The sequence below is a fragment of the Collibacillus ludicampi genome, assembly GCF_023705585.1.
GTDB lineage: Bacteria > Bacillota > Bacilli > Tumebacillales > BOQE01 > Collibacillus > Collibacillus ludicampi.
Genome location: NZ_BOQE01000001.1, coordinates 3,035,775 through 3,059,913 on the forward strand (window position 1 = coordinate 3,035,775; position 24,139 = coordinate 3,059,913).

The window sequence follows — 24,139 nt, forward strand, 5'->3', positions numbered from 1 at the left end:
AGGAGGGAACATATGGCGGGCCCTTCAGGTTGCGGGCAATTGTTGGGAGTAGCAGGTACGATGGGCTTGTTGGGAGCCGGGATGTATTCGTTTGCCATTGAACGATTCTGGCTGGATATTCGTCAAGTGCGCATTACACTTTCGCGTCTGCCCCGTTCTTTCGCAGGCTTGCGGATCGTTCTATTGAGTGATATCCATTTGGGTTTTTATTACTTCGCAAAAAACTTCTCACGTGTTGTCGACGAAATCAACGGGCTCAGTCCGGATGTGATCTGTTTCACTGGTGATTTGATCGATTCGGACACTTGTTTGGGATCTCTCGAACCGGCCATTCCGGTCTTCTCACGCTTGCAAGCAACACTTGGAAAATTCGCCGTATTGGGTAATCACGATTATCGGTCCGGAGTCGAACATGTGATCCGGGGTTTGAAGAGTGGAGGCTTTCAGGTTCTCCAAAATCAACATGCCGTAGTGAAAAAAGCAAACGAACGCATATACCTGATCGGGCTTGATGATGTGCTGGAAGGAAATCCGAATCTCCTAACGGCGATGAAAGGGATCCCGGAAAACGCTTGTAACATCCTGCTCGTCCATGAACCGGACTATGCGTGCTACACCAGACAATTCCCGATCGATTTGCAACTTTCTGGTCACAGTCATGGCGGTCAAGCCCGAGTTCCTTTCATTTGGCCATTCTTTACTTCAAGAATGGGCAAAAAATACGTTTCCGGTTTGTACAAAACCGGGAAATTACGGGTCTATACCAATAGGGGATTAGGTACAACCACGCTTCCGTTTCGGTTTCTGTGTCGGCCGGAGATTACAGTGATCACGCTTGAAAGGTAAAATCAGAGATATATAAGGATGTGGTGACGATGAATGTACTACTGATCGGGGCAGGGGCTTTGGGAAAATTGATAGCGGCGCAGTTAGCCAGGTCGGGCACGAAGATACAAGTTCTCGTTCGCCGCGAAGAGCAGATGAAGGCGATCCGTGAACGAGGAGTTTGCGTGAACCATAATAACACTACATATACACAAAAGCTTGAAGTGTTTACTGAAATAAGCGATTTAACACCTGATGTAGTCATACTAACGGTGAAGAGCTATCAGACAGAGGAAGCGGCTAAACAAATCACCCGTCTGTGTAATTCCCCGACTGTACTGTCTTTGCAAAACGGTTTGGGCAATGAGATTCCGCTCGCAAAGTATTGTTCGAAGGATCGAATCATGCTCGGTGTGTGTACACATGGAGTCACCGCATTGTCTGACACGACAGTGGCGTGGAACGGAGTGGGGGAGATTCTCATCGGCTCTAAACGACACACATTGGCTCCAAGTGTTGAACGTCTTGTACGACTTTTAAGCGCAGCGGGTCTCCATGCACGATGTTCTCAACATATAGAAGAAGATGTTTGGCGGAAAGTGTTGGTGAACTGCGCGATCAACCCATTAACGGCGGTCACTCGTTTGAAAAACGGAGATCTGCTTGAGAGGGAAGATCTTCTACGGATAATGCGTGATGTCGTCGACGAGGCAGTCCGAATCGCAGAAGCCAAAGGTATCAAAGTTGGGGAAATCTGGCCCCGTGTACTCGATGTTTGTCGTAAAACGGCCGAGAATCGCTCTTCCATGCTTCAGGATCTGGAAGCTAATCGCCCGACGGAGATCGATGCCCTCAATGGAGCCATTGTAAAATTGGCGGAAGAGATGAGTTATCCCGTTCCCGTCAATCGCACGCTCGTGTCGCTTGTTCGTACTCTTTCGTCGAAAGAAGTAATCTGAGACTGTAAACGGTCGAAATAAGTAAATAAAAAACTCTTACATCCTGTCAGTCAATCGGCAGGATTTTTTTATTGGGAACAGAAATGGTATAACTGTGGTGGAAAGTGGTGTGAAGTGGGGGGATTTCCCTCAAGGTGGGTGACAAGTGGTGTTCATGGGGGAATATCAACACAATATCGATGATAAAGGGCGTTTAACCATCCCGGCAAAATTCCGGGAAGAGCTTGGCGCTTCCTTTGTCATCACACGAGGCCTTGATAACTGCTTGTTCGTATACCCACGATCTGAATGGGAGATCCTAGAAGCCAAATTGAAAAGCCTTCCATTTACGCGTTCAGATGCGCGTGCATTCGTCCGCTTCTTTTTCTCCGGTGCCACCGAATCGGACCTCGATAAACAAGGTCGTGTGCTCATCCCGCCCACCTTGCGCGAATACGCAAAACTTGTGCGTGATTGCGTGGTGATCGGAGTTTCGAACCGTGTGGAGATCTGGAGTAAAGAAACATGGGAAGCTTATAGTGCCAAAGCGGCCGAATCGTTTGCAGAAATTGCGGAGAACATCGTTGATTTTGATTTGTAGGGGATGAAGTTATGTCAGACTTTCACCACATCTCTGTTTTTGGCGTAGAAGCGGTCGATGCGTTACAGCCAATATCAGGCGGTATTTACGTGGATTGCACATTGGGAGGCGCCGGCCATAGTGAGCGGATCTTGGCACAAAGCGCTCCGGAAGGACTGTTAATTGGAATCGATCAGGATCCCAAAGCGATCGCTCACGCGAGAGAGGTTTTACAACCGTTCGAAGGACGCTACACGCTGATTCATTCGAATTTCCGCCATTTGCGCCGTATCGTTCAAATTGATTTAGGGATGTCTCATGTTGATGGGGTACTCTTCGATTTGGGCGTTTCTTCTCCCCAATTAGATGAAGGGGAAAGAGGCTTTAGTTATAAGCAAGACGCTCCTTTGGATATGCGTATGGATCCCGCGCAATCATTTTCTGCGTATGATCTTCTCAATACATGGAGTGAAGAAGAGATCGCGAGAATCATTTGGGAATACGGGGAGGAGCGTTTTGCAAGACGGATCGCTTCTTTCATCGTAAAGGAGCGCAACCTTGGTCCGGTCGAGACGACGGGACAGCTTGTCGATATTATCAAAGCGGCCATTCCAGCGGCGGCACGAAGGGAAGGGCCACATCCGGCCAAACGTACCTTCCAGGCGATCCGTATCGCCGTGAACGATGAGTTGAACGCTTTTGCTGAAGCCGTTCGCGATGCTGTGGAGATTCTGAAACCCGGGGGAAGAGTCGCAGTGATCACCTTCCATTCTTTAGAGGATCGCATAGCGAAGCAATCGTTCCAGGAATTGGCGAAAGATTGTATCTGTCCGCCGGAACTTCCGATCTGTCAATGTAACCATCGCGCGAAGGTTCGCTTGATCACCCGGAAACCTATTTCACCGTCCGGGGAAGAGTTGGCGAGAAACCCGCGGGCAAGATCGGCGAAATTGCGCATTGCAGAGAAGATCTGAAATACGACCCAACACTACAGGGAGAGGAGAGTCGCCATATGCTCGCAACCAAACCGAATACGAGGGAAAACACGGCTCGTCATCTATCTACTTATCCAGCAACGCTGGAAACGAACGTGCGTGCTCGTAACGCATCTTTGAACAAGAAAAGTAAGGAAAAATTAAAATGGATCGGTACCGTTCTCTTTTGCACAGCCATTGCTTCCGGCCTAATTTATCGTTACGCGTTAATTGCGCAAGCCAATCTGCAGGTGGAAAACTTGAAACAACAAGTGATGGACAAACAGGACGAAGTGGCCAAGATGACGAAAAACATACAAGATTTGGAACGTCCAGCGCGAATCATCGAGATTGCGAAAGATAAGTTGGGAATGGTATTTGTAAACAGTCCCACTGCGCAAGGGGGGCAGAGTGGGGATAGTCAATGAATTCAATTACGAACAGACGCACCGGTAAATTGCGGTTTGTCTTGTTCCTGATGATGGCACTCTTGATCCTGCGCCTTGCCTATCTTCAGGTATTTCAGGGGAAGGCGTTGGCTGATAAGGCGGAAGCGGTTTGGCAAGAAATCGAGACGATCCCTGCCGTCCGGGGTACGATCTATGACCGCAATGGGAACAAACTTGCGTACACAACGGTGGCTTATACGGTCTCTGCCGATCTCAATCAAATGAGAGAGGCACACAAAAAAGATCCAAGCAAGGGCAACCCCGAAGATTATGCACGACAATTGGCACCCTTGCTCGATATGCCGGAAAGCCAGATCTATAAAACCTTAACCTCAACGGATGGCGTAGGATTCGATTTAAAACAGCAGGTGGACGAAGCGACCAAAGAGAAGATTGAAAATCTGAAACTCCCGGGTATCTTCTTCACTCGAACAAGCAAAAGGGTGTATCCTAACAATGAATTAGCGGCACATGTACTCGGATACGTGTTCGATGACGGAAAACAAGGAGCGGGAATTGAAGGGGAATACAACAAATATTTAAGGGGAACAGACGGTAAAACGACTTATTTGAAAGACAGCAAAGGAAATCCTTTGCCATATGACCACCGTCAGACGATTCCCGCAAAGAACGGAAATGATGTATATCTGACGATCGATGAGACGTTGCAGTACTTTGCTGAGTCTGCTCTCGATCATATGTATCAGAAATACCATCCGAAAACGGCTTCGATCGTCGTCGCTGATCCGAACACGGGTGAGATTCTCGCATTGGCCAACAGACCTACGTACAACCCGAACAAGTTCAACGAGTATCCGCAAGAAGTGCTCGACAATGACTGGGCGGTGAACGCTTCGTTCGAACCGGGATCCACGTTTAAGATCGTCACATTGACAGCCGCATTGACAGAAAAGAAAGCGAGTCTGGATGAAACGTTCCCATCGGGTTCCATTACGGTCATGGGTACTCCGATCCACGATTGGAACTACCAAGGGTGGGGGACGATTTCATTCCGGGAAGGTGTCGTTCATTCCAGTAACGTGGGGTTTGTCATCCTGGGACAGCGGCTTGGGAAAAAGTTGCTCTATGATTACATCTATAAGTTCGGCTTTAATACAAAAACAGGAATCGACCTGCCAGGAGAAGGCGATTCCCAGTTGTTTAACGTGGATAAAATGACGGATCTCGATTTGGCTGTCACTTCATTCGGACAAGGTGTATCGGTCACACCCATGCAACAGGTATCAGCTGTAACGGCAGTTGCCAACGGTGGCAAAGTGATGCGTCCGTACCTGTTAAAGGAAGTGCGTGAACCGAACGGAGGGCCTACCGTTTTCGAGAATAAACCGTTGGTTCGAAGTGAAGTGTCAAATCCTGATGTCATGGCTCAGGTTCGCAGTTCTATGGAAGATGTTGTAAAAGACGATGAATCGAAAGCCGCCTACGTACCTGGATATCATATCGCGGGGAAGACAGGAACGGCACAAATCCCCAAACCTGGGGGCGGATATTATCCTGATCGGTACATTACATCGTTCATCGGTTTCGCGCCCGCTGATAAACCGAAGTTGCTCGTCTACGTCACTGCCGATTATCCAAGGGATGCCGTGCAGTTCGGAAACGTGGTAGCGTCGCCGGTGGCGAAGGAATTTTTCCAAAATGCTCTTCCTTACTTGGGAATCGCTCCTGATTCCGACGGGAAGAAGCAAGAGAAAAATAAAGACGATCAAGCTGTTTCTTATGTCGAGGTTCCTGATTTCACAAATCTGACGAAAGACCAGGCGGAAGATTTAGCGAAGAAAACGAAATTAAATCTTCAAGTACTCGGAAATGATGCGAAAGTTACCAATCAATGGCCTGCGCCGGGCAGCAAAGTTGTTTCTGGATCATCGGAAATGGTTTTGCTTGGACGAGCCACCGGAAAAGACGGTACGGTTCCTGTACCCGATTTGAGCGGAAAATCGGTGAGAGATGTGGCGGAAATTCTTACATTCTTAGGACTTTCATTCGAACCATCAGGAAGCGGTTATGCAGTATCGCAAGACAAACCTCCGGGTACAGGTGTTCCTCCCGGAACCAAGATAAAAGTCACATTCGCCCCGCAGTCACAATAGACCGCGGGGTCTTCTTCTGATAACATGTCTAGTCCCCTCTTGTCAGGCATAGGTTTGTATAGAAGGACAAAGCATGCGGCAAAGGGGGGAGCGTTTTGCGAGCGTCAAATGCGCTTTTGCGAAAGCGTCTCATGATTATTTTGTTCATTTTGGCAGCGGTGTTGATCCTATTGATCGTCCGGCTTGCGTATTTACAAATTATAAAAGCGCCGTGGTTGACACAGAAAGCGGAAGAATTATGGTCGAGAGCCATTCGTGTTGAGCCAAAACGTGGCGTTATTTATGATAGGAATGGAGAAGTGTTAGCGTATAATGGAAGTGCTCCGACTGTGGTGGCCGTTCCTGCACAGATCAAGGATAAAGAGGCTACAGCCGCGAAATTGGCGCCAGTTCTCGGAATGAAAAAGGAAGATGTAGTAAAAACGATCTCCAAACGATCATTGCTTGTCTATCTAGCTCCCGGCGGACGTAAGATCGATGATGCCAAAGCGCGCGAGGTGCGCTCACTCAAACTGCCGGGCATTTACATCACGGAAGAAGGGAAGCGTTATTACCCCAATGAGTCATTGGCGGCACATATTCTCGGGTTTGCGGGGATCGAGAATCAGGGATTAACAGGCCTTGAACTTTGGTATGATGAACGATTGCGCGGGAAACCGGGCTATATTTCGTTCTACGCGAATGCACGCGGGGAAGAAATGCCGCAGGAAGATGATAAATACGTTCCTCCACAAAACGGGGATGATCTGGTCTTGACGATCGACAAGGAAATCGATACGTTCGTGAAACGTGAGGTCGACAACGTGGTTGCTACGTACCACCCAGACGGCGTGATGGCGATCGTCGCCGATCCTAACACGGGCGAGATACTCGCGTTGGAGAACTATCCGACTTTCAACCCGGCCGATTATCGAAACTACTCGCAAGAGGTGTACAATCGGAATTTATCGATCTGGAAAACGTTCGAACCCGGTTCGACATTTAAGATCGTGACATTGGCGGCCGCATTAGAAGAGAAGAAGGTGAACCTGAACGAAGGTTTTTTCGATCCGGGATATTTTGAAGTAGCGGGTCGGCGCGTGAAGTGTTGGAAAGCGGGAGGTCATGGATCCGAAACGTTTCTTCAAGTGGTGGAAAACTCGTGCAATCCGGGGTTTATGCTTCTCGGACAACGGTTGGGTAAAGAGAAACTGTTTGAGTACATCCACAAATTCGGATTTGGTGAAAAAACGGGTATCGATATGCCGGGAGAGGGAAAAGGGATTCTTTTTAAACTGAATCGAGTAGGCCCGCTGGAATTGGCAACGACTTCGTTCGGACAGGGGGTTTCGGTGACTCCGATCCAACAGGTGATGGCTGTTTCGGCAATCGCCAACGGCGGCAAGTTGATGAAACCTTATATCGCTAAGGAATGGCGTGATCCTGATACGGGTGAAGTCTTAGAACGCAATGAGCCTACCGTTGTTCGCCGCGTCGTTTCGGAACAGACGGCGAAACTGGTGCGGGAAGCCATGGAAAGCGTTGTTGCGAGGGGAAGCGGGAAAAATGCTTATCTGGACGGATACCGTGTAGGAGGGAAAACCGGAACCGCGCAAGTGGCTTCTCCCGGAGGGGGATACGAGAATGGACACTATATCGTTTCCTTCATCGGGATGGCTCCTGTCGATAATCCCCGCTTAGTCGCGTATATTGCGATTGATAATCCGAAGGCACCGCTCGTTTTCGGGGGCGTCATTGCTGCACCTGTGGTCGGCAACATCCTGGCGGATTCTCTGCGTTACTTAAATGTTCCTCCTTCTACAAATGGCATCGAACGCAAATACGGATATCTGGATGTGCGCCCTGTCGCTGTCCCTCAATTGGCTGGCTTATCGAAAGAAGAAGCACAAAAAGTGATGATCACCTCGGACGCCAATTTAAAAACCGAAACGGTCGGTCAAGGAAATTATGTTGTTGCGCAGTCACCCGAAGCGGGTATGAAAGTAAAACCTGGTTCAACGATCCGGCTCTATTTGAGTGATCAACCGACTTCTTGACAGGGGGTTCTAAAAGACCTACAGTTGTCAATAATGAGGAAGAAGAATGGCGAGGAGGAAATTCAGTTGCTGCTGCAAGAACTCATTGCTCCTATTTTATTGAAGAAAGTCATTGGGTCCGTCGAAGGTATCGAGATCACAGGGATCACCGCCGATTCTCGATCGGTCGGTCCCGGTATGATGTTTATCGCATTACGCGGAGCAACCGTTGACGGCCACGATTTTGTGGAGCAGGCGGTTTCAAAAGGTGCGGCGGCCGTTGTCGTAGAACAAGAGATGGAAGGAATCATAGCACCGCAGATTGTTGTCCGCAGCACGCGGGCAGCAATTTCGGTGCTTGCGTCCGTTTTTTACGGACATCCGTCGAAACAAATGAAAGTGATCGGTGTTACCGGAACCAATGGGAAAACCACCGTCACCCATTTGATCGACCGAATTCTTACCGACAATGGGCATGTGACCGGCTTGATTGGAACCATCAAAAAACGGATCGGCAATAAGGAATTTGATGTCGTGAATACGACACCGGAAGCGCTTGAACTACAGGAAACGTTTCGAGCCATGAAAGATATCGGAACGGAATACCCGATTATGGAAGTTTCTTCACATGCGGTCGAATTGAAACGCGTGGCAGGAACCGATTTTCATATCGCGGTATTTACCAATCTGACACAGGATCATTTGGATTTTCACGGTACGATGGAAAACTATCGGATCGCGAAAGGTAAGTTTTTTGCGCAACTCGGCAACACGTTCACGAGCGACGTTTCGACGAACAAGTACGCCGTAATCAACATAGATGATCCTTCCGCGGAATACTTCCTGGGACAGTGTGCCGTACAAACGGTTACATACGGGATCAAGAACGACGCAGACGTACGTGCTACAGACGTGAAGATTGAAGCGGAGGGTGCCGCTTTTCGTATCGAATCGTGGGCGGGTTCCATCGACCTTCAGTTACAGATGACGGGTACGTTTGCCGTATATAATGCACTTGCGGCTGCTGCCGTTTGCCTGTGTGAAGGGATACCGCTTGAAAAAATCAAGCCTTCACTCGAGGCGGTCTCTGGAGTTCCCGGAAGGTTTGAACGTGTGCTTGCAGGTCAGCCTTATACAGTCGTCGTCGATTATGCACATACGCCCGATTCTTTGGAAAATGTTTTAAGGACGATTCGCGAATTTGCGAAAGGCAAGGTATATACAGTGGTGGGGTGCGGGGGTGACCGCGACCGAACCAAACGTCCCAAGATGGCCAAAATTGCAGTCGATTATTCCGACTTGACAGTGCTCACTTCCGATAATCCGCGCACGGAAGATCCGGAACAGATTCTCGACGATATGGAAGCGGGATTGCACGATGTGGCAAGAGAACGCTACGTGCGCTTGACAGACAGGACGGAAGCGATTCGCTTCGCGATCGGTAAGGCGATCGAAGGAGATGTGGTCTTAATCGCCGGGAAAGGGCATGAAACCTATCAGATTATCGGCAAGACGAAGTATCATTATGATGACAGAGAAATCGCCGCAAAAGCGATACGAGGTGAAATATGATACAGATATCGATTCCTGAATGTATTCGAATGGTTAATGGTATGAAACTGATCGGTCCCGATGGGGGGATGATCCGGGGGGTTTCCATCGATTCCCGTAAAGAACAGAAAGGAAGGTTGTTCGTCCCGTTAAAAGGAGAACGGTTTGATGCACACGAATTCGTGCCGCAAGCGATCGAGAACGGAGCGACCGCCGTGTTATGGCAACTGGATCGTCCATTGCCAGACGGAGTCCGAAAGGATGTCACGTATATCGGAGTGGACGATACGTTGATCGCATTACAGCAACTGGCTAAAGCATATCGGCAAATGTTGTCTGTGACGATTATCGGCGTGACGGGCAGTAATGGAAAAACCTCTACGAAAGATATGATTGCGGCAGTTTTAAAAGAAAACCACACGGTGCAAAAGACGGAAGGTAATCTGAACAACCATATTGGAGTGCCTCTTACCCTTTTGCAACTGGAGAAAACCACACAGTATGCGGTCGTGGAGATGGGGATGAGCGACATCGGTGAAATCCGACTTCTTGCGGAAATCGCAGCTCCTCAAATGGGTGTCATCACAAACATCGGGGAAGCCCACCTCGAACAACTGGGTTCACGAGAGAGGATCGCGCAGGCGAAGTTTGAGCTGATCGAGTGTTTGACGGCGAAAGACACGGCCATTCTTCAGGGAGATGAACCTCTGCTTCGTTCGCTTGCGACTCATTCGGAAGCTTCAGTCATTTGGTTCGGCTTCACTGATGGCAATGATGTAAGAGCCACCGATGTACAGGCGAATGGTTTGAAAGGTTCTATGTTCCGCGTGAAAGGCACGGATATGAGGTTTCGATTGCCCGTACCGGGAAGACATCAAGTTTCAAACGCTTTATCCGCCATCGCGATCGGGAGGTTGATCGGCCTCTCGGATGAGCAAATTGCAACCGGTCTGGCGAACGTCACTCTCACCGGCATGCGTTTTGAAGTCCAACCTGGACGCTTTGGCGGTCAGGTGATCAATGATGCATATAACGCTAGCCCCACGTCCATGCGAGCGGCTCTCCATACGCTTGCTGGCATCACGGAAGCGGATTTGAAAGTGGCCGTTTTGGGTGACATGCTGGAACTCGGTCCGGATGCCGCACGTTTGCATTGGGAAGTAGGGCGGCTCGCAGGTGAGCTTGGAATCGACCGCCTATTGATCATCGGAAATCATGCGGCGGATATGAGGGATGGGGCGCTCGCGGGAGGAATGACCTCTGAGAGTATTCTAGCCCGTGATTCGGCTGCGGATGTGATCCCAATCCTCGAAGAATGGCTGAAAGAGGCGGATCATCCGGTTGTTTTGGTGAAAGCTTCCAGAGGGATGAAGCTTGAAACGGTTGCAAGAGCATTGATTTGATGGCAGTTAGCGTGTTCAAAAAAGCTTCTGCTGTGACAGGGATATGAACAGCACATCGAACGAAGCCTTTTTGAACAACGTCTTGAGGAGGACCTTTGATGGATATGCAGACATTGTTCATCACAACTGGAGTAGCTTTTGTGGTCGGTGTGATCCTTGGCCCGCTTTTTATTCCGATTTTACGAAAGTTAAAGTTTGGCCAGGCGATTCGCGCGGAAGGTCCGCAAGCACATCAGAAAAAAGCGGGAACGCCGACGATGGGTGGTATCATCATTCTGGTGGCACTCACGTTTACGACACTGATCTTATCCGATCGTTCATGGGATGTTCTCCTGCTTCTCATCGTCACACTGGGCTACGGCTTGGTTGGATTCCTCGATGATTACATCAAAGTGGTGATGAAACGTAATCTAGGCTTGCGAGCGAAACAGAAGCTTCTTGGACAGATCCTGATCGGGTTGATCTTTTTCTTGATTTTGTATCTTCGCGGATTTGATATGTCATTGGACATCCCAGGAATCGACGTGCATTGGAACTTGGGACTTTTGTATCTTCCTTTCCTGATTTTCGTGGTGATTGGCACCTCTAACGCGGTCAATCTGACAGACGGACTTGATGGATTGGCGGCGGGAACAACTGCGATCGCATTTGGAGCCTATTCGATCATCGCGCTCTTGGGCAGCAAGTATGATGTTTCTGTGTTTTGTGCCGCCATGGTGGGCGGTGTACTCGCTTTTCTCGTGTTTAACGCTCATCCCGCCAAAGTGTTCATGGGCGATACAGGATCGTTGGCGATCGGGGGAGCGTTGGCGGCTGTCGCTGTGTTGACCAAAACCGAATTTTTACTCGTGCTGATCGGCGGTGTGTTTGTCGTCGAAGCACTATCCGTCATCATTCAGGTGATTTCTTTTCAAACCACCGGTAAACGAGTCTTTAAAATGAGCCCCCTTCACCATCATTTCGAATTGTCAGGCTGGTCCGAATGGCGCGTGGTAGGTACATTCTGGGCGGTTGGCTTGTTCCTGTCAATCGGGGCTTTGGCTCTATATATGAAATGAAAGGACGTACGATATGATGGACTTCCGAGGGAAAAACATTCTCGTGCTCGGCCTCGCCCGTAGCGGCGCGGCTGTGGCACGTCTTTTACATACGCAGGGAGCCAGGGTCACTGTGAATGACATGAAAGAGAGAGAGAGTCTTGGACCTGAGGTGGAAGAACTGGAGGAGAGGGGGATCCCGGTGATTTTGGGGGGACATCCCGAAGGGATTGTTTCCCCTGCAGTTGATCTGATTGTAAAAAATCCGGGGATTCCTTATACGGCTACACCTGTAAAAAAAGCGTTACAACTGGGAATCCCAGTCGTAACAGAAGTTGAAATCGCCTATTTGTACTGTAAAGCGCCCATTCTGGGAATCACTGGATCCAACGGGAAAACTACGACAACCACATTGACTGGTAAAATTCTGGAAGAGGCGGGTCTCAAGCCTGTCGTAGCAGGAAATATTGGACGAGCTCTTTCGGAAATTGTAAGCACAGTCCGTTCTGATCAATGGGTTGTTGCCGAATTGTCAAGCTTTCAGTTAATGGGAACGTTAGAGTTTCGCCCAAGAATCGCTGTACTTTTGAATCTATATGAAGCGCATCTCGATTACCATGGGACGTTAGAAGCGTACCGTCAGGCGAAGAGCCGTTTATTTATCAATCAGAAAGAGGATGATATCGCTGTTTTGAACGCGGATCAACCTCTTGTGATGGAACTTGCTTCGTCAATCCGCGCGCGGATTTTTCCATTCAGTCGTACAAAGCGGCTCCATGAAGGGGTTTTTGTACAAGACGGCGTGATTATCGCACGGAAAGACGGGCAGGAACGAGAGATCTGCAATGTCTCCGAAGTCGCCTTGCCGGGTGAACACAATCTTGAGAACGCGTTGGCTGCCACGGCCGCTTCTTTTGCGGCTGGTGCATGCGAACAGGCGATTCGCACCGTATTGATGCGTTTCCGCGGTGTCGAACACCGCTTGGAATATGTAGGAGCGAAAGATGGGGTCAAGTATTATAACGATTCGAAAGCGACCAATTCGCAAGCAGCATTGAGAGCAATTACCTCATTTCCTGAACGTGTGATCTTGATCGCGGGAGGACTGGATCGCGGAGATGATTTTCACCTCTTGATTCCCGTTTTTCAAAAACATGTGAAAGCGATCGTCACACTGGGCCAATCGGCCGACAAATTGCTTCTGGCTGCCGAGAAAGCAGGCGTATCCAAGCGTATTAAAGTATCACGGATCGAAGAAGCGGTTCAAGTCGCGAAGAGCCTGGCCGAACCTGGTGATACGGTCTTGCTTTCTCCCGCATGTGCGAGTTGGGATATGTATAAATCGTTCGAAGAGAGAGGGCGCATATTTAAACAAGCCGTGCATACAATGTAGCGATTGGGACGAGACCGTGTCATCGAGGGGGTTCTCACTTGGATACAAGAGTGCGAAAGAATCCGGACCTGCTGATTATCGTTTCAACGCTACTGTTGCTTGGCATCGGCATCGTTATGATTTACAGCGCGAGCGCCGTGCTCTCAGGGCAGAAATACGGGGATTCTTTTTATTTTGCCAAACGTCAACTCTTGTGGGCGATCGCCGGGCTGATTATGATGTATGTGATGATGAATTACGATTACCGGAAGTTGAAGCAGTATGCGAAACCGGGGTTGCTGCTCTGTATCCTGTTATTGATCGCCGTGATCATTCCTGGGATCGGGCAGGTGCGCAACGGTTCCCGTGCATGGCTTGGAATCGGCTCATTGGGGATCCAGCCTTCCGAATTTGCGAAATTAGGCATGATCGTGTTTTTCGCTCACTGGTTAGAAAAACATCAAGCGCGAATTCAGGAGTTTCGCCGTGGGCTTTTACCACCGCTTCTGATCGTTATAGGGATCGTCGGATTGATTATGCTGGAACCGGATCTGGGACAGAGTGTTGTCATCATGGGGACGGCGATCTTGATCATCTTTGCGGCCGGTGCGCGTTTTAAGCATTTGGCGGGATTGGCTTCGTTAGGTATCCCTGTGTTCGCCTTGTTGGTGATTGTGGCCCCTTACCGTTTGAAGCGAATTTTCGCTTTTCTCGATCCATGGGCTTATGAACGAACAGAAGGCTATCAAATCATACAGTCTTTGTTTGCCATAGGCCCAGGCGGTTTGTTAGGGCTCGGTCTTGGAAGATCGAGACAAAAATTCTTGTACTTACCTGAGCCGCAGACAGACTTTATTTTCGCCATCTTGTCGGAAGAACTTGGTTTCCTCGGCGCCACCACCGTCATCCTGCTCTTCTTGCTTCTGCTCTGGCGCGGGGTGCGCACGGCGATCACGGCTCCCGATACGTTTGGTTCTCTGCTCGCAGTTGGCATTACCGGTATGATCGCCGTACAGGTCATCATCAATATCGGTGTGGTTACAGGTTCGATGCCGGCGACGGGAATCACCCTGCCGTTTATCAGTTTCGGCGGCTCTTCACTAATGCTCATGCTCACATGTGTGGGAATCTTATTGAATATCTCTCGATACGCGAAGTGAGAGGATGATTACTGAGTGAGAGTGCTTCTTACCGGTGGCGGTACGGGTGGGCATATCTATCCCGCGCTCGCCATCGCGAAATACTTGCAACGAAAAGAAAAACAGGTTGAGATTTTATATGTGGGGACCGAACGAGGGCTGGAAAGTGATATTGTTCCACGTTCGGGCTTTACTTTCCGTACGATTGAAGTTTCCGGCTTGAAACGGAGTTTATCGTTTGATACGATAAAAACTTTCTGGAAACTAACCAAGGGAATTCGTCAGGCACACTCGATCATCCGTGAGTTCAAACCGGATATCGTCATCGGAACCGGTGGGTATGTTTGTGCTCCTGTATTGTTTGTGGCGCGGCTCATGGGTCACCTGACGGTCATTCACGAACAGAACGTCTATCCGGGATTGACGAACCGTTTTCTCAGCCGTTTTGTACATCGCGTGTGTATTTCTTTTGCCGATGCGGAAAAGTACTTAAGTAAATATAAACAAAAAGTTATACTTACGGGTAATCCGCGAGCAAGTGAAGTGATTCAAGTCGACAAGGACAGCGCTCACCGGGCAGGCACGGAACTGGGATTGGATCGAAAGCTTAAGACTGTCGTTGTCGTTTCGGGATCACGTGGGGCTAAACCGATCAACGAGGCGGTCATGAATATGTTGGAAGAAGTTGCTCGGCAGGATGTCTTTCAACTGCTGTACATTACGGGAAAAGTTCACTATGATGAAATCATGAAGCGCGTGCGTGATAAAAAGCTTGACAAGGCGCGCACGATTCTCGTCCGTCCGTTCGTGTATGAGATGCCTGAATTGTTGTCACAGACCGATTTGTTGATCGGACGCGCGGGAGCGTCTACCATCGCGGAATTGACGGCGATGGGCGTCCCAGCTGTGTTTATTCCGTCTCCTTACGTGACTGCAAACCATCAGGAGCTCAACGCGCGCTGGGTCGTGGAACATGGAGGCGGAGTGATGATTCGGGAGTCCGAATTGACGGGAAAACGTTTGTTTGATACCGTTTTTTCCCTTGTATCAAATCCGCAGCAACTCGCTGCGATGAGTGAAAGCAGCCGGACATTAGGAATGCCCGATGCATTAGAGAATATCTACCGAGTTATGAAGGAACTGCTCACCGTCACGAAAACCTGAGCGATTGACCTGGCTCAGGTTTTTATTTGCAAAGTGATGAACTTGGACGTTTGTCACACTCTTTTATAGATGGCATACTATGAGGGTACGAGGATCAATGCTGGAGGTAAGTCATGGAGAAACATATCTTGCAATCGTTATTGAGCAAACATGAGGTAGGTGCGGTGTTTTTCGATGAACCCATGTCAAAACATACGACTTGGAAGGTCGGTGGACCTGCCGACGTGTTTGTCGTTCCCACAAAGATTGAGCACATCCAGCGACTTATGAACATATGCACAGACCATGCTTTGCCCTGGCATGTGATAGGAAGGGGGTCAAACCTTCTCGTCCGCGACGGAGGGATCCGCGGTGTGGTGATTAAGCTTGCGGATAATTTTTCGCAGATTTCCCTGGAAAATGATTTCTGTGTCCGGGCAGAATCGGGGCGCTCGTATGTATCTTGCGCAAACTTTTCGATGCGAAACGGATTGAGCGGGTTGGAGTTCGCTACAGGAATTCCGGGGACGGTTGGTGGCGCGGTGATGATGAATGCAGGGGCTCATGGCAGCGAAACGAAGGATGTCCTTTTGCATGCAGAAATTGTTGAGGCTGATGGTACAATAAGCAGACTCTCCAACGCAGATCTGCATTTCGAATATCGTTACAGTATATTGAAAGATCATCCTCGCATTGTAGTCTCCGCAACGTTTCAATTGAAACAAGGGGATACGGAGAAGATGCTGGAGACAGTCAGAGGTTGGACGAAGCGCAGGCAAACGACCCAACCTCTTCAACTGCCCAGTTGCGGAAGTGTCTTTCGAAATCCGGAGCATACTCATGCCGGATTTCTCATTGAACAATCAGGGCTAAAGGGAAAGAAGATCGGGGGAGCGCAAATCTCCGAACTGCATGGAAACTTTATCGTCAACCTGGGCAATGCGAGAGCATCTGACATCTTGCAACTCATCGAACTCGCGCAAACCACTATTCTGGAAAAATACGGGATATCTCTCATTCCGGAAGTGAGAATTGTAGGTGAGGATGTCTAGCTGCATGTAACAACAGGAGGTGACACGGTGGAACGTTTGGCTATCGTAGGAGGACGACCGCTCACCGGCTCGGTTCGCGTTCACGGTGCGAAGAATGCCGCTCTTCCCATTCTTGCGGCGAGCGTTCTAGCGGCGGGCAAAAGCACCATTACCGATGTGCCTGATCTCAAAGACATACGTGTCATGTCGCAAATTCTTGAATCATTGGGCGCCAAGGTCTCGATTGAAGGAAGAACGGCACAAGTTGATTCTTCAACGATTCATACCTTTGAAGTTCCTGAAGAAATGATGCGGCAGATGCGTTCGTCGATTTTTCTCATGGGCCCGATTCTCGCTCGATTCGGCACGGTACGGGTATCCAAGCCGGGTGGATGTACCATCGGTTCGCGCCCGATAGACCTTCACCTTAAAGGTTTGAAAGCGTTGGGTGCGAACATTGAAGAGAAGGGCGGATACATTCAATGCACTACGGAACGATTACGCGGGGATCATATTTATTTAGACATTCCGAGTGTAGGTACCACCGAGAATCTGATGATGGCGGCGACTTTAGCGGAAGGTACGACGACGATCGGAAACGCTGCGAGAGAACCAGAAATTGTGGATTTGGCCCGCTTTCTCAATAAGATGGGTGCAAAGATAAGCGGTGCTGGTGAAGATACGATAACCATTCAAGGTGTGGAAGAGTTGCGTCCTACAAGACATACGATTATCCCCGATCGCATTGTCGCCGGGACATTTCTGTTAGCCGGTGCGATCACCAGAGGGGATATCCGTTTGATCAATGTGATCCCCGGACATCTGGGCGTGGTGCTCACGAAACTCCGTGAGGCCGGTGTTGAAATCAAGGTGGATCGTGATATAATTAACGTGCGATCGCGCGGAGAATTGCGTGCGGTTGATCGCATACAAACAGCTCCATATCCGGGTTTTCCTACCGATTTACAAGCACCGTTTATGTCTCTCCTTACAATCGCGAAAGGTTCCTCCATTGTTTCAGAAACGATATTCGAAGAGAGGTTTAAACATGTCAGCGAACTGAGGCGAATGGGTGCGAATATCAAAGTGGATCTTCGAACAGCATTCGTCCAAGGGGTGTCTGAACTGACTGCCGCTTCTGTTGAAGCGTCCGATCTAAGGGCAGGTGCGGCATTGGTGATCGCAGCCTTGGCAGCTAAAGGTGTCACTCATATTACTGGGTTGCAGCATATCGATCGCGGTTACGAACGAATCGAGGACGTACTGAACTCGTTGGGAGCGCGTGCATGGCGCATAAAATCAGGTTAAATTCATGAGGTGGTGGCATATATAAGTGTGCCGCCCTTTTTTGGGAGGAGCGATGGACATGCCGTCTGCCAGAGCGCGTTCGACCGTCATACTTACGATTATCTCAATGGTTTTTGGATTTATGTTGGCTATACAATATCGCGTAACACAGCAGACAAGCAGCAGCGTGGAAATTCTCTCGTCAAACCAGAATACCAAACAAACGCTGGAGGAATTGAAGGTTATTCAAGATACGAACAAACAATTGGAAACCAAGTTGAGTGAACTGGAACAGCAAATCGTGCAATATGAGAAACAATCGGGGGCGATGAACGAGAATTTGCGCAAAGAGCTTGAAAATGCGCGGATCCTTGCAGCTACCGTCCCCGTTCAAGGGCCGGGTATCCAATTGACGATTTCAGATAGCGACATGAATCGTGTTCCCAATTCCGGGGATCCGGAAAAAGAGATTCCACGTATCATTCATGATGTAGATATAAACCGGGTCGTCAATGAGTTGTTTCTGGCGGGCGCGGAAGCGGTCGCCGTCAACGGTATACGGGTGGCAACAACGAGATCGATCGTTTGTATCGGGCCGGTGGTCAAAGTAAACGATCAAACGACGACCGTTCCCGTCAAGATTGAAGCCATTGGGAACCCTCAGCAACTGATTACCGCTCTCACAATGCGCGCGGGAGTGCTTGATTATCTTCGCGGGCCTGATCGTCAGTTAACGGTCGTCCCTCCCAAAGAAGTTCCACTTCTGAAGTTGCCAGCATATACAGGCGATTTCAACCGTTTGAGCAAGAACGAAGACGGGGGTTAATCGGGAAAACTTTTTCCGCTCGCGAAGGAGGAATACGATGGAGAATCAGAAAGCCGGCTGGGGATTTCGCATCAGCTTGTTTACAGTCAGCCTGCTCCTCGGAACGATGCTGACCGTGCAGTTTACTGCGAATAACAGACCCCGCACACCCTTCGCCGGTGACATCATACAACTGAGAAGCCAGTTGGCATATGAGATGGACAATCAGAAATCGTTGCGCAAACAAATCGACTTGGCAAACGAAAAGATCGAGGAGTACAAACGATCGTCTGGCGACCAGAAGAAGATGGTTCAAACGATGGAAGATGAATTGGCAAAAGTGAAACGTGAAGCGGGTCTGACTGATGTTGAAGGTCACGGTATCAAAATCGAAATTCGTGACAACCCTTTGTTTTTTACACAATTACCCCCTTCTACAAGGCCTGAGGATATCGCTGTCAGGGACGAGGAACTGATCAGTATGGTCAACACGCTTTTTGCAAACGGTGCGCAGGCCGTATCGATCAATGACAATCGAATCGTGACAACATCGTGTATCCGTTCAATTTCACCGAATGTTTTGCAAGTAAATACTCGAAATGTGGTTTTACCTTTCGAGATCAAAGCGGTTGGTGAAGATGTCGAGAGAATGAAGAGTGTGATACAGTCCATGTACGCGGAAAACCTCCGCCTGTTTAACGCAAAAGAAATGGTGATCACAGAGTATCGTGACACCCCTCTCCGTGTTCCGGCTTATTCCGAACCGGTAGACATCCGTTATGCTCAGGTGGATACGGAAGGTGGTAAGAAATGATTTGGATACCCATCGTCGGTTTGGCGTTAGGTGTTTTCATTGGACTTGTCATTAATTTCTCGATTCCAATACAGTACAGCAGCTATTTGTCCATTGCGATTTTGGCCGCTTTGGATACTGTGTTCGGAGGGATTCGCGCGAGTTTGGAACGTCATTTTGACAGCAAAGTGTTCATTAGCGGTTTTTTCTTTAATACGTTATTGGCGGCGTTGCTTGCGTTCATTGGTGTCAAACTAGGGGTAGATCTTTATCTTGCGGCTGTATTTGCCTTCGGTGTACGCCTTTTCCAAAATATCGCAACCATTCGCAGGCTTTTGATGAACCGACGTCAGAATTCTGTAAAATAATGGTCGAATCCCATTATTTTTTTTATAAAGTTTGCGAGAAAAAGAGGGATACGCCAGATGGCGTTGAATTTTATTTTTGATAGGGATTTTTTTGGGGTCTTAACAGTGGGAGGTGCCAACGCTTGACTAAAGGCGATATCATCGTCAGCCTGGATATTGGAACATCGAAAGTGCGGGCGATCATTGGAGAATTGGATGGCACGACCCTGAATGTCATTGGAGTTGGGTCTGCTGACGGTGACGGTATTCGGAAGGGTGCAATCGTTGATATAGATAGGACTGTTCAGTCGATTCGTGAAGCGATTGATCACGCAGAACGCATGGTGGGTATTCAAATTCAATCAGCATATGTGGGGATTTCCGGCAATCATATTGCTCTGCAAAACAGCCATGGTGTCGTGGCCGTATCCTCCCCTGATCGTGAGATCGGAGAGGAAGATATCGCGCGTGTGATGCAGGCTGCAAGAGTGATTGCTCTCCCCCCTGAAAGGGAGGTTATCGACGTCGTCCCTAAGGAGTTCATCGTCGACGGGCTTGACGGTATCCACGATCCGCGCGGTATGATCGGCGTGCGCCTTGAAGTGAATGCGTACATAGTCACAGGTTCCAGGACGGTCATTCATAACCTGGTGCGATGCGTGGAGCGCGCGGGCATCCAATATGCGGGCCTCGTCTTGATGCCGCTGGCAGCCAGTGCGGTCGCTTTATCCAGCGATGAACGTAATCTGGGAGTAGTGCTTTGTGATATCGGTGCTGGTCAAACGACGGTTTCCTATTTTGAACATGGAGTACTCACCGCGACATCCGTGATTCCTATTGGCGGGGATTATATCACCAATGATATAGCCATAGGTCTTCGCACCACGACAGAAGTTGCCGAAGCGATAAAAAGTCGACATGGTTGTGCTCTCGTCTCTCTTGCATCTGAAGACGAGACCTTCAAAGTTCCGCGCATAGGAAGTAACATTGAGAAGGAGTTTAACCAGGTTGATCTGGCAAACATCATAGAACCTCGCATGCAAGAGATCTTTCTTCTCATTCAACGGGAAGTTGAAAAAATGGGGATACCGCCAAAGGAAGTTCCTGGCGGGTACGTATTGGCGGGTGGCGTGGTTTCCATGCCAGGTACCGATAAACTGGCCGAATACGAATTTGACGCCGTCGTTCGTGTAGCCGTTCCCGAGTATTTGGGAGTTCGCGACCCTTCGTTCGTCAATGGGGTAGGGATTATCAAATATGTGGCGAAAACGTATGTGCGCAAGTCGAATGCCGGAACAGTTCCTACCCGCCGCAAAGTCAATGGCTTCATGGACAGAATCAAGGGCTGGTTTAGCGAATTCGTATAACAACTAAGACATACTTTACGGTTTTCGATATGAGGAGGATATGGGAATGCTAGAATTCGATATGGAAATGGAGGCCCTCGCCCATATTAAAGTCATTGGTGTTGGTGGCGGTGGATGTAATGCGGTCAATCGAATGATTGAAGCAGGAGTAAAAGGAGTCGAATTTATCACCGTTAACACAGACGCACAAGCTCTTCAAATGTCTAAAGCAGAACAACGTCTGCAAATCGGAGAGAAATTGACACGTGGATTAGGCGCGGGTGCAAATCCTGAAATCGGAAAAAAAGCGGCGGAAGAGAGTCGCGAAATCATTTTGAACGCACTGAAGGGTGCGGACATGGTGTTCGTAACTGCCGGAATGGGGGGCGGGACAGGAACTGGGGCCGCGCCTGTCATCGCTGAGATTTCCAAGGAATTGGGGGCGCTGACGGTCGGGGTTGTCACCAAGCCGTTTACATTCGAAGGTCGCCGCCGTTTTACACAAGCGGAGCAAGGGATTGCCAACTTGAAGGAAAAAGTCGACACATTGATCGTCATTCCCAATGACCGATTGTTGGAAATTGTCGATCGCAATACTCCGATGCTCGAAGCTTTCCATGAAGCCGATAACGTATTGCGCCAAGGTGTGCAGGGGATCTCCGAGCTGATCGCCGTTCCGGGCCTCATCAACGTGGACTTTGCCGACGTGAAAACGATCATGACCGAACGCGGATCTGCACTTATGGGTATCGGCGTGGCAACCGGGGAGAACCGTGCGGCAGAAGCTGCGAAGAAGGCGATCTGCTCACCCTTGTTGGAAACTTCCATCGATGGGGCGAGAGGGGTGCTCATGCATATTGCTGGCGGATCCAACTTGTCCTTGTTCGAAGTAAATGAGGCGGCTGATATCGTTTCCTCTGCAGCCGATCCTGAAGTGAACATGATTTTCGGTGCGGTCATTAATCAGGATCTGAAAGACCAGATTGTCGTAACCGTAATTGCGACAGGATTCGAGCACAGAGAACGGCAACCGCAACCCAAACCGTTGAACAAAATCGATCTTCGTCCGGTGAATCAGCCTGTGAGCTCGCCGGAAGACCTTGACATTCCTGCATTTCTACGCAGAAAACACAAATAATCTCCACGAAGTCTGCACGCGTATGTGCAGACTTTTTTTGTCGAAATCTTTTTCGTAATACTCGTCAAGTTCTGACAAACTTTGTAATAGACATAGACTATACTAGGGTCACGATTGGCGATATCGGGAGGTCAGCATCCCATGCCGGTTCTGTATGTCGATGTCTTTTGGCTGATCAATGCCGTCATGGACAGTTTCATATTGTTTCTCACCGCATGGATGGCAAGAAGAGAGGTAAGGTGGTGGCGTTTCCTTGTTGGTGCGGTGATCGGTGCCAGTTATGCGCTGCTTCTCTTTATGAACGACTGGGCTAAGGTTGGACTAGTTTTCACGGTTAAGGTACTCGTTTCTCTCGTCATCATCTATGCGACCTTCACGCCTCGCGGGCTGATTGAATGGATACGATTGTTTGCGCTTTTTTACTTAGCATCGTTTATCACAGGAGGCGCTGCGTTTGGCCTGAGTGCCTTGTTCCAAAGCGGGACAAGTGTGGAGGATCGTCTCGTGTACCTAGGCGGCGGTCCTGTTTGGATCATGCCCATAAAGCTCATCTTTGTTTTTGCAGCAATTCCACTGGTTTATTTTTTGGGGAAGACGGCGTGGAAACGTTTGCTGCAATTACGCAGACGCGAAGAACATCTTTGGCATGTGGAGGTGGTTTTTTGCGGACAATCTTTTGTTTTAAAGGGGCTCCTTGACACGGGAAACTCGCTGACTGACCCGTTGAGCCGCTTGCCTGTCGCTGTCGCCGATTGGTCTGTATTCCGCTCTGTTCTTCCTGAAACCATCGTGCGGGCGTTTGAGCATGGGAAAGATCCGATGTCTCAATTGGGAGGGAGTGAGATCGATGCAGAATGGCAGTCCCGTTTGCGGCTTGTTCCCTACAGGGGGATTGGGAACGCGATGGGGATGCTGTTGGCTTTCCGTCCTGACCAGTGTATATGCAGGAGGGAGAATGAAGAATATCCATACGAGAGACTGCTTATTGGCCTCAATCCGAAGGGATTGTCTTCAGACGGAACCTACCAAATGATCTTACATCCATCGTTCCTTACAACTTCCACCCGAACAGGGGAGACGGTGAAACAGGGAGTGAAAGGGGAGTCGATCGCATGAAACTATCGCACAGATTGCGCTTGCAATTCCGCATTTTTTGTTTGCGCATCTTATTGAGATTGGGTGTACGCGCTGAAGAAATTTATTACGTAGGGGGAAGCGAAGCGCTACCGCCACCTCTCACGCGGGAAGAAGAAGAGTATTTATTGGAAAAACTGCCTTCCGGTGATGAAGCGATCCGTGCGGTCTTGATCGAACGAAATTTGCGTCTGGTTGTGTATATCGCCCGCAAATTCGAAAATACTGGAATCAATATCGAAGACTTGGTGTCAATCGGCACGATCGGTCTCATTAAAGCGGTGAATACGTTTGATCCGGAGAAAAAAATCAAGCTGGCGACATACGCTTCCCGCTGTATTGAGAATGAAATTCTCATGTTTTTGCGCAGAAACAATAAGATCCGTACCGAAGTTTCTTTTGATGAGCCTCTCAATGTGGATTGGGATGGAAATGAGCTGTTATTATCCGATGTGTTGGGAACAGAAAATGATACGATTTACAGGAATATAGAAGAACAGGTGGACAGAAATCTGTTGTACAAAGCTTTAGAGAAACTATCGGAAAGAGAAAGAAAAATTATGGAGCTGCGTTTCGGCCTGCAAGACGGGAAGGAAATGACGCAAAAGGATGTGGCCGATCTGTTGGGTATTTCTCAATCGTATATCTCTCGCTTGGAAAAAAGAATAATCAAGAGATTGCGCAAAGAATTTAACAAAATGATTTAAGTGCATATTTC

Annotated in this window: 22 protein-coding genes; all 22 read left to right on the forward strand. The window is 49.1% G+C overall.

Annotated elements, in window-relative coordinates; all coding sequences use genetic code 11:
- Window positions 1-12: 12 nt before the first annotated feature.
- Complete coding sequence (locus DNHGIG_RS15400; RefSeq protein ID WP_282200417.1) at window positions 13-846, forward strand: metallophosphoesterase; 834 nt, start codon at window positions 13-15, stop codon at window positions 844-846.
- Between the two features lie 8 nt (window positions 847-854).
- Window positions 855-1,784 carry a ketopantoate reductase family protein gene (locus tag DNHGIG_RS15405; RefSeq protein ID WP_304516278.1) on the forward strand — a complete coding sequence of 310 codons (930 nt, stop codon included), beginning with the start codon at window positions 855-857 and terminating at the stop codon, window positions 1,782-1,784.
- A gap of 148 nt (window positions 1,785-1,932) precedes the next feature.
- Window positions 1,933-2,364 (forward strand): division/cell wall cluster transcriptional repressor MraZ, encoded by a 432-nt coding sequence (mraZ, locus tag DNHGIG_RS15410; RefSeq protein WP_282201445.1) that lies wholly within the window; start codon window positions 1,933-1,935, stop codon window positions 2,362-2,364.
- A gap of 11 nt (window positions 2,365-2,375) precedes the next feature.
- The gene (gene rsmH / locus DNHGIG_RS15415; protein ID WP_282200419.1) at window positions 2,376-3,317 is read left to right on the forward strand and encodes a 16S rRNA (cytosine(1402)-N(4))-methyltransferase RsmH; all 942 of its coding nucleotides are present in this window, start codon (window positions 2,376-2,378) and stop codon (window positions 3,315-3,317) included.
- Between the two features lie 38 nt (window positions 3,318-3,355).
- The gene (locus DNHGIG_RS15420; RefSeq protein ID WP_282200420.1) at window positions 3,356-3,745 is read left to right on the forward strand and encodes a septum formation initiator family protein; all 390 of its coding nucleotides are present in this window, start codon (window positions 3,356-3,358) and stop codon (window positions 3,743-3,745) included.
- Window positions 3,742-5,880: a PASTA domain-containing penicillin-binding protein gene (locus DNHGIG_RS15425; RefSeq protein WP_282200421.1), complete on the forward strand. Its 2,139-nt coding sequence runs from the start codon at window positions 3,742-3,744 to the stop codon at window positions 5,878-5,880. The genes DNHGIG_RS15420 and DNHGIG_RS15425 overlap by 4 nt, the downstream gene beginning before the upstream one ends.
- 95 nt (window positions 5,881-5,975) lie before the next feature.
- Window positions 5,976-7,916 (forward strand): stage V sporulation protein D, encoded by a 1,941-nt coding sequence (locus DNHGIG_RS15430; RefSeq protein ID WP_439647745.1) that lies wholly within the window; start codon window positions 5,976-5,978, stop codon window positions 7,914-7,916.
- Between the two features lie 66 nt (window positions 7,917-7,982).
- Window positions 7,983-9,467 carry a UDP-N-acetylmuramoyl-L-alanyl-D-glutamate--2,6-diaminopimelate ligase gene (locus tag DNHGIG_RS15435; RefSeq protein ID WP_282200422.1) on the forward strand — a complete coding sequence of 495 codons (1,485 nt, stop codon included), beginning with the start codon at window positions 7,983-7,985 and terminating at the stop codon, window positions 9,465-9,467.
- Window positions 9,464-10,849, forward strand: a complete 1,386-nt coding sequence (locus DNHGIG_RS15440) for a UDP-N-acetylmuramoyl-tripeptide--D-alanyl-D-alanine ligase (protein ID WP_282200423.1) — start codon at window positions 9,464-9,466, stop codon at window positions 10,847-10,849. The genes DNHGIG_RS15435 and DNHGIG_RS15440 overlap by 4 nt, the downstream gene beginning before the upstream one ends.
- A 98-nt stretch (window positions 10,850-10,947) precedes the next feature.
- Entirely contained in the window at window positions 10,948-11,907 is a 960-nt protein-coding gene (mraY, locus tag DNHGIG_RS15445; protein WP_282200424.1) for a phospho-N-acetylmuramoyl-pentapeptide-transferase, read from the forward strand.
- A gap of 13 nt (window positions 11,908-11,920) precedes the next feature.
- Window positions 11,921-13,279 (forward strand): UDP-N-acetylmuramoyl-L-alanine--D-glutamate ligase, encoded by a 1,359-nt coding sequence (murD, locus tag DNHGIG_RS15450; RefSeq protein WP_369414722.1) that lies wholly within the window; start codon window positions 11,921-11,923, stop codon window positions 13,277-13,279.
- 38 nt (window positions 13,280-13,317) lie between these two features.
- Window positions 13,318-14,418: a stage V sporulation protein E gene (spoVE, locus tag DNHGIG_RS15455; protein ID WP_282200425.1), complete on the forward strand. Its 1,101-nt coding sequence runs from the start codon at window positions 13,318-13,320 to the stop codon at window positions 14,416-14,418.
- Window positions 14,419-14,433: 15 nt separating this feature from the next.
- Complete coding sequence (gene murG / locus DNHGIG_RS15460; protein WP_282200426.1) at window positions 14,434-15,561, forward strand: undecaprenyldiphospho-muramoylpentapeptide beta-N-acetylglucosaminyltransferase; 1,128 nt, start codon at window positions 14,434-14,436, stop codon at window positions 15,559-15,561.
- A 113-nt stretch (window positions 15,562-15,674) separates the two neighbouring features.
- Window positions 15,675-16,592, forward strand: coding sequence for a UDP-N-acetylmuramate dehydrogenase (murB, locus tag DNHGIG_RS15465; protein ID WP_282200427.1), 918 nt, complete (start codon window positions 15,675-15,677; stop codon window positions 16,590-16,592).
- Window positions 16,593-16,619: 27 nt separating this feature from the next.
- Entirely contained in the window at window positions 16,620-17,879 is a 1,260-nt protein-coding gene (gene murA / locus DNHGIG_RS15470; RefSeq protein WP_282200428.1) for a UDP-N-acetylglucosamine 1-carboxyvinyltransferase, read from the forward strand.
- A 58-nt stretch (window positions 17,880-17,937) separates the two neighbouring features.
- Window positions 17,938-18,684 carry a DUF881 domain-containing protein gene (locus DNHGIG_RS15475; RefSeq protein WP_282200429.1) on the forward strand — a complete coding sequence of 249 codons (747 nt, stop codon included), beginning with the start codon at window positions 17,938-17,940 and terminating at the stop codon, window positions 18,682-18,684.
- Window positions 18,685-18,721: 37 nt separating this feature from the next.
- Window positions 18,722-19,477, forward strand: a complete 756-nt coding sequence (locus tag DNHGIG_RS15480; RefSeq protein ID WP_282200430.1) for a DUF881 domain-containing protein — start codon at window positions 18,722-18,724, stop codon at window positions 19,475-19,477.
- Window positions 19,474-19,824, forward strand: coding sequence for a small basic family protein (locus tag DNHGIG_RS15485; protein WP_439647746.1), 351 nt, complete (start codon window positions 19,474-19,476; stop codon window positions 19,822-19,824). Before DNHGIG_RS15480 ends, DNHGIG_RS15485 begins: the two co-directional genes overlap by 4 nt.
- 122 nt (window positions 19,825-19,946) lie before the next feature.
- Window positions 19,947-21,170 carry a cell division protein FtsA gene (gene ftsA / locus DNHGIG_RS15490; protein ID WP_282200431.1) on the forward strand — a complete coding sequence of 408 codons (1,224 nt, stop codon included), beginning with the start codon at window positions 19,947-19,949 and terminating at the stop codon, window positions 21,168-21,170.
- A 46-nt stretch (window positions 21,171-21,216) separates the two neighbouring features.
- On the forward strand, window positions 21,217-22,287 hold the full coding sequence (gene ftsZ / locus DNHGIG_RS15495; RefSeq protein WP_282200432.1) for a cell division protein FtsZ: 1,071 nt from the start codon (window positions 21,217-21,219) through the stop codon (window positions 22,285-22,287).
- A gap of 141 nt (window positions 22,288-22,428) precedes the next feature.
- Window positions 22,429-23,403, forward strand: a complete 975-nt coding sequence (gene spoIIGA, locus DNHGIG_RS15500) for a sigma-E processing peptidase SpoIIGA (protein ID WP_282200433.1) — start codon at window positions 22,429-22,431, stop codon at window positions 23,401-23,403.
- Window positions 23,400-24,128: an RNA polymerase sporulation sigma factor SigE gene (gene sigE, locus DNHGIG_RS15505; RefSeq protein ID WP_282200434.1), complete on the forward strand. Its 729-nt coding sequence runs from the start codon at window positions 23,400-23,402 to the stop codon at window positions 24,126-24,128. The genes spoIIGA and sigE overlap by 4 nt, the downstream gene beginning before the upstream one ends.
- Window positions 24,129-24,139: the final 11 nt, after the last annotated feature.